11 protein-coding genes are annotated in these 13847 nt (G+C 37.2%); 2 read left to right on the plus strand and 9 right to left on the minus strand.

Annotation, left to right across the window (positions count from 1 at the left end; all coding sequences use genetic code 11):
* Nucleotides 1-91 precede the first annotated feature (91 nt).
* The gene (locus AACW45_RS03925; RefSeq protein ID WP_190631306.1) at nt 92-643 is read right to left on the minus strand and encodes a hypothetical protein; all 552 of its coding nucleotides are present in this window, start codon (nt 641-643) and stop codon (nt 92-94) included.
* A gap of 239 nt (nt 644-882) precedes the next feature.
* On the opposite strand from AACW45_RS03925, the gene AACW45_RS03930 reads away from it, so the two are divergent.
* Entirely contained in the window at nt 883-1059 is a 177-nt protein-coding gene (locus AACW45_RS03930; RefSeq protein WP_190631308.1) for a plasmid partition protein ParG, read from the plus strand.
* Nucleotides 1060-1661: 602 nt separating this feature from the next.
* On the opposite strand, the gene AACW45_RS03935 is transcribed toward AACW45_RS03930, so the two are convergent.
* Entirely contained in the window at nt 1662-3572 is a 1911-nt protein-coding gene (locus AACW45_RS03935; RefSeq protein WP_190631311.1) for a TnsD family Tn7-like transposition protein, read from the minus strand.
* Between the two features lie 293 nt (nt 3573-3865).
* On the opposite strand from AACW45_RS03935, the gene AACW45_RS03940 reads away from it, so the two are divergent.
* Nucleotides 3866-4096, plus strand: coding sequence for a hypothetical protein (locus AACW45_RS03940; protein ID WP_190631313.1), 231 nt, complete (start codon nt 3866-3868; stop codon nt 4094-4096).
* Between the two features lie 812 nt (nt 4097-4908).
* On the opposite strand, the gene cas5 is transcribed toward AACW45_RS03940, so the two are convergent.
* The 7 genes from cas5 to AACW45_RS03975 form a co-directional block, all read right to left on the minus strand.
* Nucleotides 4909-5541, minus strand: a complete 633-nt coding sequence (cas5, locus tag AACW45_RS03945) for a type I-MYXAN CRISPR-associated protein Cas5/Cmx5/DevS (protein ID WP_190631315.1) — start codon at nt 5539-5541, stop codon at nt 4909-4911.
* 1 nt (nt 5542) lies between these two features.
* On the minus strand, nt 5543-6541 hold the full coding sequence (locus tag AACW45_RS03950) for a type I-B CRISPR-associated protein Cas7/Cst2/DevR (RefSeq protein WP_190631318.1): 999 nt from the start codon (nt 6539-6541) through the stop codon (nt 5543-5545).
* Between the two features lie 57 nt (nt 6542-6598).
* A complete protein-coding gene (gene cas8a1 / locus AACW45_RS03955; RefSeq protein ID WP_190631319.1) occupies nt 6599-8131 on the minus strand; it encodes a type I-MYXAN CRISPR-associated Cas8a1/Cmx1 in 1533 nt (510 codons plus the stop codon).
* A 17-nt stretch (nt 8132-8148) separates the two neighbouring features.
* Nucleotides 8149-8817, minus strand: coding sequence for a type I-MYXAN CRISPR-associated protein Cas6/Cmx6 (gene cas6 / locus AACW45_RS03960; RefSeq protein WP_190631321.1), 669 nt, complete (start codon nt 8815-8817; stop codon nt 8149-8151).
* A 160-nt stretch (nt 8818-8977) separates the two neighbouring features.
* Complete coding sequence (locus AACW45_RS03965) at nt 8978-9925, minus strand: TnsD family Tn7-like transposition protein (RefSeq protein WP_190631323.1); 948 nt, start codon at nt 9923-9925, stop codon at nt 8978-8980.
* Nucleotides 9926-9929: 4 nt separating this feature from the next.
* Nucleotides 9930-11618: an AAA family ATPase gene (locus tag AACW45_RS03970; RefSeq protein ID WP_190631325.1), complete on the minus strand. Its 1689-nt coding sequence runs from the start codon at nt 11616-11618 to the stop codon at nt 9930-9932.
* Nucleotides 11602-13830 (minus strand): Mu transposase C-terminal domain-containing protein, encoded by a 2229-nt coding sequence (locus AACW45_RS03975; protein WP_190631327.1) that lies wholly within the window; start codon nt 13828-13830, stop codon nt 11602-11604. Before AACW45_RS03975 ends, AACW45_RS03970 begins: the two co-directional genes overlap by 17 nt.
* Nucleotides 13831-13847 lie beyond the last annotated feature (17 nt).

The raw sequence follows: 13847 nt of genomic DNA on the forward strand, positions 1-13847 counted from the left end.
GAGTAAAACTGTTGGGGAGTCATTCCTAAGCGACAGTTAGCGTAAAGCTGAATCAACTTTTGCTCTCGTTCAGTTATGGGACGAGTTTTGTTCATGATGCTGCTGCTGGAGTGAAAGGTTCGAGGTCTTCTTCCCAAGCCGTATCAGCAATTGTCCAGGCTGCGCTAGGACTATCTTTAGCCAACCAAATCAGGTAGCGCCACATCCAACAGCAGCGATGGGGAGCAAAGCTGTAAAATCTGCCGATCGCAATTCCCCAATCTGTGACATCATCAGACGAAACCCAGCGTAGTTTGTCGCCGTACAAAAAGCGAGGTATTTCGACGTTGGGGAAATGATTTGGTAACTCAATCGACGGCGGCGGAATTTCTAAATTAATTTGACCTAAAAGTAAATCAGATTTGCCTTGCTCAATAGCGCTTAAATAACTGGCGATTAAATTACTTTCGAGGCTATTCGTTAACCTTTGGATGAGTATTACTGCTAGGTTTTCTAGCTCTTGTTTCTCCACCAAGTATGCTGTATCAACATCTGGATGGGAAAAATTGCTTAACCGTGATAATAGCTGTGTAATGCCAAAGTCATCTAAAGCCTGTTGATAAATATCCGAGCGATCGCGTTGAACACTCACAGGGTTTACCATAGATAAAATCTCCTTGAATGGGGAAACCAGAAGCCAGCGTCAGCCGTGGAAAGTTGGGCGCTGGCTTTTGGTATTTTTTTTGGCTGCTCAAGTTCAGCAGTGAAGTCTAAATGTTGCCAATAGACTATGGAAGTTAGGATAGACCAAATGGGTCAGTTAATGCAACTGCTGTAGTTGCCGTATTTTATCTGCACAGACCAAATGCCACAATAAGGCTAATTCGTGTTGATAGGGCAGTTGTGACAGAAGAAGATAAGACAGTAAATTTCCGAGTTTTTCTGCCGGAGCCAGAGAGAACCAGATTCAAGATTGCCTGTGCCAAGCATCGAACAACGATGAGTCAAAAGGCGCTTGAGTTAATTCGTGCATGGCTGGATGCTGAAGAACAAGAAAACCCCTCATCCGGCAAGAGATAAGAGATTAATGGTGCAATTTCGCTCCTTCAAATCTGATATAAGACCTTGTTGTGACACTCCTGAGTTAGCACAGCTATTCATCATTGCTGTCAACAGGTTGCTGGTAGCGGATGTAGCATAACCACTGGCATCAATTATTTTTCTATCATCTAGAGACGTGGTTAAATTCACGTCTCTTTTTGTTGCCAAATTTTGATGAATAGCAATATAGCAAGGAACAGCCTTGAAACCCGCCTAGTGTCAATGTTTGAGCATTAGTTCTTGTCCTAATCTATGCTTCAACTGCTATATCAGCCAAAAATCTCCAGCCACTGACTACCTTTATCTCAAAATTTCTTTCTCAAGATATGCTTGTACTATTTCAGAGCAATTTTCACCTAACCTAAGAACTGTATCGAGTTTGGAATGGTTCCCAACTTCTTGGCACTTTCTACCAAAATCTGGAGAGTAAAGGGATTAGCACAACCATGTAATAGCTATGACAGGCAATGCTGTGATACTCCTTTAGCAGCGCAAATAATCATTGTCGTTAATGGCTTACTTGTACCGACGCAGCATAAAATACAAAGCATTTATCCCATCACTTGGAGAGGTGAATTGAATTACCTGTCTTTCTTCAATGCTTTATCAAGTTCACTGTCCAAAAATGTGTTGACTTTTTCAGAGCAATCCTCCCGCAAAGCAGCAAGTCTCACTACCTTCCAGCCCATAATTTCTTCTCCACATTCATCAAGCAGCTTGATTGCCCACTTGATTCGGCGCATCTGAAACTCTTCTACAGTTTCAACGACTGATTCCAAATAAGCCTGTGTTAAAGGCATTTGGTCAAGGTGTTTTTCCAGTAATGCAAGTAAGCCGATGGTTTTTCCGACCCTACTAATAGAAATTCTCTCTGGTTCATTTGCGTTAAGTAGCGATCTCACTCTATCTTGAACCTGAGTGAGAATTTGCTGATCTCGCTCATGCCAATCCACTCTCGCTACAGAAGGAACAGCAACTTGTAATGCGGGTGAGTTTTGATTGAGCCATTCCCTATCATTTCTGTATAGCCAAGTATAGGTTGCTGGTGCTAGCTTTCTCAGAGTTGTCTTTGAAGCTTCAGGATTTTGTGCTTGTAAAGCTATCCAATTTTGCCTGTGTTTGCATTTAAGTTCAGCTGCATAATTGGGATGTATTTTTGGTACTTCTTCTAAGTCTACAGAGCTATTCTCTTTTCTAGCCTGCCAATAAGCTGTCAGTTTGAGCAGAGATACATAGCGTTTGATAGTTCTGGCATCAACATTTAATCTTCTGGCTGTCTCCCGCAAACCCAACTTTTCAACTTCCACCAACTCTTTCAGCTTTTGCTCCCATAGTTGACCGAATGCCTTGACTTTACCGATGCGAAGTTTGTCTTCATCTGTTTCATCAGGCCCAGTCCGGCAATAAATCATTCCACAAGAACAAGAAAAAGTACCTACAGGCTTTTTTGTATCGCTGCATAAAGTAATGACTAAATTGGTAATCACTGGTTGTAGATAATGTTCTGCGGCAGCATTGAGACACAACCAAGGAGATTTGCCAAAAGGCTTGTATTCAGTATCTTGCTTAAAAAATTCTTCTACTGATGTTTTCAAAAAACGCATCATCAGCAGATGTCTAAGAGGATGGAAAGATTTCCTATGCTTCCTGGCAATACTAGTAACCCAGTTGCTTGAATCATTATGAGTTACCATTGAATCAACGGCACTGAGCATTTCTCGACCATAAAAAAACAAAAAATTATCCAGTAGTCTTGTCTGGTGAATTCGACCAGTTGCAGTTGCAAGACCTTGCTCAATCATCAGATTGGTATATTGTTTGCGAAACCACTGTGGTTCTTGAGAAAGTATTTCACTATTTATTAACCACCAAAAATCTTTGGCTAATACCTGTAATTTTTTCAGCGTATCAGTGCTAAAAATACTTGGTTCTCTAGTAATAGAACAGTTGTCTGTACTAGCTGCATAATATTCATGCTTATTAAAACCGTGTAAGGGAGCTAGACTATTTTGCAAAAATTCACCATGAAATGGACAAACTAAAACCCCTGGTATTTGATGGATGCGATGCCAGTAGAGTTCGCCATAATTTTTTAAGTCTTCTTCCTGGCAAGTTGAACAAAACCGAAAATATTTTGGCATAGTAATTGAGCTTGCCATAATTCCGGCTCTTGTATGAATATCTCCTCCATAATCTCCTTTCATAGATTCTAGAATCTGACTAGACCTATTTGCAGGCAGAAAAGGGCTGTATAAAGGATAGAGAGTATGTTTATATATGAAATCTTCAACTTGGTAATTTGAGATAAATTGTAGGTTTTGAATTAAATTATTAAGATTCGATGGTAAATCTACTGTTGCCACAGTAGTTTGTGAATTAAATAACTCTTGAAGTGTAATTTTTGGACTCGTATTGCCGCATCTAATATGATAACGAGTAATGACACTATATAAAATTTCATCTGGATAAGGTTTAGGAAAAAAACTAACCATATAGCCTTAAAAAATGCCGAAATTATCTAGCAGATTTTGATTAATCTGAATGGGGCAACAAGCAATTAATGCTTGCCCATGACGACTAAGCCGTTGAGATGTTGATGAATCAAACGGTGCAATTAGTAGCTCATATTCTTACAAAAATCATCTTTAGGCATTGCGCAATACCTAAATTATCTAATTAAATTAGGGATTACACAATACCTAGAGTGTTTGATAAAGTTTTAATATTTAACTTAAGTTCGGAATGTGTTTACTATGATGGGGAGGAATGTCAAAACTAGACGGCAATGGGTAAGAAAGGGCAAAAAGGTCAAAAAGACGTACCAGAACTGTACGATGAGGTAAAGAAACGAGTTAACCTAGCCCTAACTCCTACTGGGATTGATGGATTAGATGCGATCGCCGAGAGCATGGATTTAAGTCGGTCTGAATTTGTGGAGAGAATTGGTAGAAAGCTGATTCCAGTCAATGTGAGTTCTCTGAGCTTGGAGGATCAGCAAGCAATAAAAAAGCCCTAAACGAACTGATTGCTCTCTACCGTGAACGGTTAACCAGTCAGGGTTTGCCTGTTGATGATAGACAAGATTTAGGCGATCGCAAATTGCAAATACAGAAGCAAATTGAGGAATGGGAAAAAATTATCGCTAAAATTTCTTGGAAAGACGAGACTCAAGAGGACTAGTTTTGTACTCAGTGAGAACGTATTTATACTCACCAGTTGCCTCTTAAGGAAAGCAATTCATCTGTACTGGTGAAAGATATCAGTATATTAAACGCAAATACTTGAGCCTATCTTGTTGCTCAACGCCTAATAGCATCTCATAATGTTGAAGCACCCGCTAGATATTGAGGATAGATAAATTGAGCATTGTCCGGCTCAACGCCTAACGGCATCTAATGTTGAAGCACTCCTACATGGTTTGAGGTTTTTGGGACATCTTTATCTGCTCAACGCCTAACGGCATCTAATGTTGAAGCACACCCAATTCCTCAGCCAGCATCTGCCGTGACATCTGCCTGCTCAACGCCTAACGGCATCTAATGTTGAAGCACGGCGATCGCCAAACTTGTTGACTTGCCTAAGCTCTAGTTCAATTTTACAAGCATCTATCACTCAGGATTAGTCCAGTTGCAAAAATTAATAGCTATTCATAGCACAAGGAAAGTTGTTCAAGCCGTAAACTCTTGTGTTGAGTGTGTTACAGGAAATTGCAAGCATCTAGGATGCATATAAAATCCCTAAAAGGCTTGTCAAATAAGACGACAAGGCTATTGCTCATGGTATTGAGATTTCCCAAGCAAAGGTACTTGCAAAATAAAATAATAGCCTCTAATCACTTTGAACTGAAGTCCAAGATAATTCAGGTGGTTGCAATACTTGACATTCTTGAATCTCGTAACTTAACCATCGTGTTCCCCGCGAACCTACATGGTCTACCCAATAAGGTAAAGTTAACAACCCGTATTCATCTTGGATTAACCATCGCATTAGTTCTGCATAGTAATTTTTTGGTAAGAGGGTAATATCATTTACTAAATCCCGACTTTCACCTAAACATAGTCCACCAAACCTATTAATAGAAGCTGGGTTAGTAAATGCCTCTTCTAAACGTTGCACTAAATTGGGTTTCGCTTTATCTACCCCAGCGTCTACCCAAACTACAAACTCAATATTAGTTAGTAACTCCTGGTAATCAGGTTTATTATTTTTAGGGTCATGAATATTCTTCGTTTTCAATCTGTGAAAGGTACGAATTACAGTTGACTTTGCTGGTTCAGATATAAGTGCGATCGCCAGCTTTACCCCACAGTGTTTGTATCTATTAACTTCCCCTACAAGAGACAGTAACATCCCATATACTGTTGATGGTGGTGGTACAGGATAGGTTTCTACATACTCCCTAGCACGAGACTGGCGAAAACAAGCAATAGGGACTTCTACTTTTAAGGCAATAGTCGTCACATTATGAACTCCTTGGTGGGAATTGTAAGTCTCGTGTAATGACCTTTAGTAATTCTTCTACTACCTTCTTCACACCTGGGAACACATTTGCACCCAAATTTCCTAAATCTTTAGCAATTGCTCCTCCAATCCATAATTCCTTTGGGTCAATATCTTCAGCTTCTACCCGTCTAACCAAATCTGGAACTGATATATTTCCCCATTCATCTTGTTCAAAACAATACAAAAAACGAGGCGAGAAATCATGTGTCCAGCGTAGTATTATGCTATCTGGGGAAAAATCGTATAAAAAACGGGCATGATTTCCTCCCACTTCTCCAATTGAAATTAAGCCATTCAAAACTGCATTGATCCGAGATTTATCTTGGAGACTGTTAGGTGTCAACGCAAAACCATACTGATAACGAGTAGCATGAACTTCTGTTCCATAAAGAGAAGTTCGTCCTTTTGTTCCACTGACTGCATTAAAAGTAATGTTTCCCCCATAGGGAATCAATGATACTGCACGAGTAACCTCTAGTACACCTCTTTTAGCGGTGACTCTCCCTTGTGGCCTTTCTCGTCCTTTGCGTTGCGAAGTTTTTTTACGCTTGCCTTTAGAGCTTGTTGCCTCTTCATCTTGGGATACATTTTGAATTTCTCCTGCAGATGCTTCCTGGACTTCACCTCCAGATTGATCACCTGCTTCAACTCTTGCTGCTTCTGTTTGCATAAATCCTAAAACATCATCATCAATGAAGCGAACATTATTAAAGTTGATGTCTTGCAAGATATGAGCAGCAAGTGGTTGGGCATTTTCATCCCAACGCCGATTCACTTCATAACCAGAATTTTGCCAGTAGTAACGCAGTGCCCAACGAATTGCCTCTGCTGAGACAGTGGTGTTAACTTCGCCCTTCCAGTTTATTTTTTGTAGGGTAGTAATATTACCTTCATTTTCACCTCGATTATTAGCAGCAGTACCATAAATAGTTAAAATGTTACCAAACAGATGAGACATTCAGGATTTACCTAAAAATTGAAATTCATTGATTTCAGAAAATAGAAAAAATTCTAATCATTCACTAATTGTCTGAGATATTTCTGATGATTCAGGCTTAATGTTCTTACTTTTGGGATAACTAGCAATTGCAATAAAAGTTAAATCCCTAGCCATTTTCCAATTCATAATACCTGTTGTTATAGGTAGTAATTCTTCCCAGTGTTCTTCTAGAATTGACAGTTGCCCTGCTTTACCCCAAAATTCCGCAATAAATTTCCTAAAATTTTCAGCATTAGTGCAGCGTCCTAGTTGAGATATAATTTTTGTATTTTCTCTTTCAATTTGAGCGTATTCATTTTCCTTGGTTCGGGAATAAATTTTGGCGTATGTTACCTTTAATGCTTCATGACAGGCTTTAATAAACAGCTTTTGCGATTCTATGTCCCATTCAGACTCTTGAATCATCGTATAAATTCCTTGATTTTCGTCAGCTATTTGATTAAATAACTTACTAGATATAAGTATGTTGCCAAAATCATTCCACCAAGGCGAACCTAAGCCTAAATTATTAGCAATTATTCCTTGCACCAGACTTGTAAGAATAAAATGTTGATTTTGATAGTAAACGATTCGGCAATGGGGGAAACAACTGCGACCAAGCTTATAGTAGAAGCTCACTTTTTCCGTTAGCTCTAATATTGCTGTTTCTGTACGAACTTTTTGCTGTTCTGACCAAATTAGCGTACCAAAAGAAAAAACCTGACATCGTTTAACACAATTTTGGTTTACCTGTACTGCTGTTTCATCAGTCAGGAATTTTAATCCAGCGTCTCTTAAGCTAGATACATGAAAATCTCTGTAACTTAAATTACTCAGATTCCAGCAATGCTGGGCGTAAATCTCTAAATTATTTACTTCAGGGACAACCAGAATATACTTTGTAGATTGGGGTTTGGTGTGCGATCGCCAAATAAAATAGTGGCACGCTACAGGAGCAAACAACAAAGCTAGTGCATACTCTGGGTTTTCTTCAAATTTGGTTTGTTTTGCAAAAGCAAAATGACGAACTACTGCTCCTGGATACAGCCAACCTACTATACCAATTGGCTCTTGTAAAAATTGCCCAGATTCGTCACACAACTGTTTAGCAAAGTGCTGGTGAGCATAAGATATAGCACTTTTGTACTCAGTCACAAATTTTTTGCCGTCAACAATTATAGACTTTAATTTCTTGTTTGAAGATTTGAAAAACTTATTATGCTGTAAAAAAGTTCCTGTAATACCTTGATGGATTATTATTCGTCTTTCAAAATCCATTGTTTGTGGATTTAATCCTGTCAGAGCAATTAAGCCCTCATCACTAATTTGAAAAGATTGCTTTAGCAACCAGTCCAAAGCTGTGAAATCCTGTCCTTCCCAGTTAAGATTGATGCTATGGGGTGTCAGCACCCAGGTTAAATTACCAGTACGTTGAGCAGGATTCGGATATATGTTTTCCAACTGTTTAAGCGTCATCCAAAATCCTGCTATCCCTGCGCGATGTAACAAAGTAGTACTAGAGTCACCCAGATTTAACTGAATTTTGGAGTTAGCTGTTGTATTTATCATCTGCTTTTAAGCAACTGTTATCGCTTTTCGTTAACTGGTACAAACACTCCACAACCCATTTTCTGCTTTCCGCCGACACCGTATTTTTGCAAGGTTATTGAATCTTCATCCCTTAAATTTGTTACCTCTAATCCAAAACCTACTACTGTAAATTTCTTAATTTTGATACTTCTGCGTTCGGGTTTGCCATCAGCTTTGGTAGGTATACTGGCTATTCCCTGGATACCCAGTCTTTCCAGTTGACGCTGCGCTGCTGCTAAAAAAGCGTCTGGTTCTTCATATCCTTTGATAACCACAATACGCGATCGCAATTTCTCCACTGCCTGAAGGAGATACATTTGGGGAATTTCTAAACTAATCTTATGCCTGCCAATTGTTAGTGATTTACCCGCAAACGTATAAACTAAAGGTATTTTGTCTACTGGTAGCCGAATCCGAAGCCTAGAGTGGTTATTAAGATGAAGTGAATCTTTACCATCAGGAATACCAGGAATAGTTTGAATGCTGAGGTCATCTAGAGAATGAAGTTTGTCCTGTAAGTGAGTCAGTGCAGCATATAAACCATAGCCGTGGTCTATGGGTAAAGTCTGACCAATTACACGAAAGCTTAAGTCCACGTAGATTAACTGATGATTTAAAACCCCTGTGACATGGTTCTGAGTTGATAAGTGAAAATGATCAGCCATTTCTTTTATGTCTCAGAAAAATTACTACTTCTGAGGTTAATTGATGTTATTTCTCTACCATAATCTATTGCTATATCTTTAATCGTTATGCAATTTCAAGTAAATTAATATATTTTTTGCAAAAAAATATTTTGATATATTAAGTAGCCTAACAAGTATGTTATGTAAAAAATCTTTCTACAGAATTAGCTAAAAATTTTATTATCAATATATGTGTAATCCTGTCAATTACTGGATTCAGATCACAACCCAGTAAATAACTAGAAAAGTATTTCTCTGAATTTCTGATTAACTTTGGATTAATTATTTCTAGAAACTCTTGCCCATAAAATTTACAGATGGAATTTGAAAAAAATTTTTGGTTAAATCTAAATTTACCCCCAGGTAGGAGGTTCATAAACTTTTGATTAATTAAATAGTACTGATATTGATTGCGGAGCCAAGCCAAACCTTTAAAAGAAATATTGATATTACTTGTATCCCAAATATCCTGAGCCAAGATTAATAATTTTTCTACAGTGCTATCAGTATATTTGACTTGATTTTGATTGTACAGGCAGTTCTCTGGACTCGCAGCATGATAATGTATACCCTTAGAATCAACAGCTACAGAGCTATCATGCAAAATAATTCTATGGGTGGGACAAACTAATATACCTGGTATTTGGTGAATTCTATGCCAGTATGGTTCACCATATTCCTGTGTATCTTTTTCTAGACACACAGGACAAAACTTTAAAAAATTTGTTGAGTTTTCAGTAGGATGATTAACTACTTTTGCAACCTCTAGAATAGAGCCACTTAGCTTGTTCCTCATAGAGTCTTGTAATTGCCAAGCTTGCTGGGGTATTAAGAAAGTTGAATAAAAAGGGTATAGAGTATGATTTTGTAGCAAATCGCTGACTGTTAACTGAGAAAATAAAGACAAGTTTTTAACTAAATAATTCAAATTATTGGTTAAAGTAACTTTACATAGCTGCTGAGAACTGTAACCAAATAGTTCTAGGTCAGTTTGCTTGAAGGTTTTATTGCCACTTCGGATATGATATCTAGCCAAAGCACTATATAACAGTTCATCAGGATATAGGTTTGGGAAGAAACTAAGCATAGAATTAGGGGTTAGTGATAAAATCCTGGACTGGATCTTTGATAATTCCTGCCGATTTCAAACCTTCATATGCACTAGTTTGATTTTTCTTTGCTTTTTCAGCAATTTGTCGAATATCATTTACTTGATATTTTGGCTTTGCTTTGAGTATGCTAGTTCTCACTTTCGTTACAGTAGCCTCCTGAACTTGCCCCCCCAAAGCTAGAGTATAAGCTTGTTTTACCAACATAGGAATATCAGCATCTTCTTCGCCAGAATTAATTACTTGTGCTGCACATTCTTTGGCTAATTGTGGTTCTACATCTAATTCTAAAAGTTTAAGAATTATATGACGTTGTGTTGCTGATAAATGTCCATTTTCAGTTTGCTGTTTTTTCGCTAATCTGCTAATTTCTTGTAAATCTTTAGTTTCTAAATTAGATAAACAATTATTGTAATATTCTGTAGTATCAATAGGAGCTATATCTTTATACTTAATCATCCACTCCTTGTCTCCAGAGCGGATAGCATTTAGCATTGGTTTTACTAAAAATAATCCGTCTTTGGCAGATTTTTTAATTAAATTGACGTTTATTTCCTCTTTCCCACTCAGTGAAATAGCTCTCCATTGAACCATTTTATAAAGCTTAATGGCAATATCAATAATTCCTTGACTTTCATCATAAAAAACATCATTAAACTCATCGGAAAAATCAGTAGATATTTTTGTCCATTGATACTCCCACATGGTTTCCATGAAAAAGTACCATTCATCATCATTTCTCATCCTGTCCCAAATAACGCTTCCTTCACCAGTTCCCCTTCTAGCATTTCTAAAATTACCTTGAAGAATTGGAAAAGCTTCATTGGTACCAATACGAATAACAGGAACTCCAATGATGTTATCCATTTTTACTAAGAAATTCAGCATATCAGAGCAACTTCTTCTGGCTGTCACTAAATTTTGCATCTCATCAATCACTAAAACTCCCAAATGGTGTGTATGAGCGATTTGAGCGACTTGAGCCAGCATATAATCTTCAGAATTTCGTGATGCACCAAATTTTTTGAAATAGTTGGTTCCCAGTAACCTATCTATACCAAGAAATATATCTGTACATAAGCCTTTGAGAGAACCAGCATGAGGACAATCGACTTTTAACCAAACAATTTGGTAAGTGCTGTATTCTGGATGCAGAATTACTTGAGGATATAAATTAAGAATATTAATAAAATTAGTAGATTTACCCATCCCTGATGGGCCAATTAATGTTAAACCAGATGCGGATGTGGATGTGGGAACATTTACATAAACATCTAAATTTTTACCATCTCCCGCTTTTATTGCTTCATAAATTTGTCGGGATCGGCGTGCATAATCAGGTTTGGAAATATTACGTGCTATGTAGCCCTGCATTAATAATGCACACATAACCTGCTGTAAATTCACTGTTTTATTTAAAGGTTGAAAGTATCTAGATAATCGTTCAACGCAGTGAAATCGACGGTGTGCAGCCAATTCCCTCTCTTCAGGCGCGTAACTGGGAAGTATTATTGCTTTTTCAATAAATTCTTCTCCAGAAAGGATTGGAGGCAATGCTTGAATCAAAGGGTTATTATTGTACTCTGGTAATTTATGGTCATTATATTTAGCTACAGCAGCAGATTCACCATTTGGAATATCAACCCATGTCCAATCATCTATCTTGTTCACGCTTTCGTTCCTCTCGCTTCTGACGAAGAATATCAAGATAATTAGGCTGCAATGATTGTGGCTGTTCTACTTTTTGGATTTCATTATCCACAGTATTGCTAGTATTTTCATTATCACTCTTTTCTAGCTCAAAGCCTTCAATCTTTCTACGTTTAGACTTCTCAGCGCTTCTATTATCTCGAATACCTGCGGTTCTTTTTCTATTACTCAGTTTATCATCTTTCGTTTCCTCGGTCATTTTTTTTGCTTTATTCACGACACTTTCGATTTCTGCGATTAAGTCTACTTTCTGTTGTTGTTTTAAACCTTTATTTTTTTGTTTTTGTAGCTCTTCAAAAGCTAATAAATATTCAATTTCATGTAAATTTTTATTAAAATATCGTGATTCCGATTCTAAAAGAAAACATTTTTCAAAGTCTCTACCATCAGGAGAGCGAAGATATATATAATCAGGTTTTCTAATGTCATATGAAATTTCTAATTTTTTCTCTAACCTAGAAAGAGAATTACTTCTAGCTTTTTCAAACCAAAATTCGGTTTTTGCTTTTTCACAAGTGTAGTACATTCCTTTAAATTTAATGCCACGTTCGGTAATTGTTGCGTTTTCTGTTGGCATTAAATTTAGCTTAACAATATCTTCAGGAATAGTCCTAAGTCTACCTGACCGATTTGCAATTCCCCACTGCCATAATTGACTAGGTATGGGGGGAACATCATCAGCTATCATTGTCTCATCTCTTTCATAGTTATCTAAGTAATTTTCATTGTTGTGGTAGAGAATTATTTTAATAATAATTTCAGTAAACTGCTCTATATCAAGCTTGCTATCAAGTCGATAGTCTCTTGCTCCTCTTTCCCTGAAATCTTTGTCTATGTAACCTGGCACAAATGGTTTTATATGACCGTGGATGATGCCAAAATGTCTTTCTACTAAACCCTTCCAATCTGCTCGGTAGGGTGCAGCATTTTCGATACGAATACCGAGATTGGGAATTAGTGTTTCTACTTTCATACCTGCTAACTCGCCGCGATCGCCTAAAATTGCATCAGGAATATGATGACAAGGCCATTCATCTTCTGTAATCTCGATACCGTATTCTTTGCAAAATGCTACTTTATCACTGGCTGCATTTGCTAGAGCCATCATTGCTCCTATCCAAGAAGGGCCTTCAAGCCCAACATAAACTCCTGTTATCATTCGGCTAAAAACATCAATAACTACATAGATAACAGGTCTACCAACAATCCAGTTGCGATTGTAAGCAGAAACTAGGTACACGTCTGCAATCGTCGCATCTATTTGGTATCTAGAACCAGGGCCAATAGTTTCCATTGTGGAGTTTCCTGTAATTGCTCTATGTTCCAGAGCATATTTTTTAACTCCCCTGCGAGAAATTATTTTCTTTCTGATGTCCCCTTGCTCAACTTCATACCAATATTTAAACTGAGTTAATGTTGGCCTTTTATCTGGTGAAATTAATATATGTTTTTTGACACCATTCTCATCGTAAATAGTTTCCTCTGAATAGTAGTTTTTAACCATTAAATCATAAGCAGTGGTCAAAAAATTTTCTTTTCGATTGTGATAAAATTTAGTAACGGCTAATCTAAATATTTTTTTATCTTCGTTGGTTATATTAATACCTACACCAATTTCTGGCTCATGAGCATATTTTCTTGGTCTTCCTCTCTTTTTTTCTCCAGATGCTTTTACTTTGCCTTTGCCACCGGAATTTGCATAATCAGGTAAAAGAGAATTTTTATCTTTACCTCTTTGCCAGTATCTCCTTATAATCTGATAAACGCTTCTTTCAATTAATTTTCCTTCAGTCCTATTATGATTATAATTTTCAATAACTTGTTTAATGAGTGAGCCTCGTTTATCTCGATAGTATATAGATGGTTCTTGAATTACTATAGGTGAAATAATATCCCAATACTTATCTCTAATTTCTTTTTCTTTAGCGGATAAGTCTTCATCTCTAACGATTCTTGCCCAAGGATCTGTCCTCAGCTTCAATGCATGACCTTCATTAATTGCTTCTTGAATATCTGATACTCTTTTAGACACTGGAAATCCAGTTTTGATATTTATATCTATCGTAAAGGCAATGATATAGGCTTCATCAATCCAAAGAATTCTCTCTACAAAGTTGTTTCCTGATTCGTCAACCCACTCAATTAAGTCATTAACAAACAAATTATTATTCATAGGAATAACCAAGATAA

Origin of the sequence: Calothrix sp. FACHB-168 (genome assembly GCF_963889195.1) — a bacterium.
GTDB classification, from domain to species: Bacteria; Cyanobacteriota; Cyanobacteriia; order Cyanobacteriales; family Nostocaceae; genus Aulosira; species Aulosira anomala_A.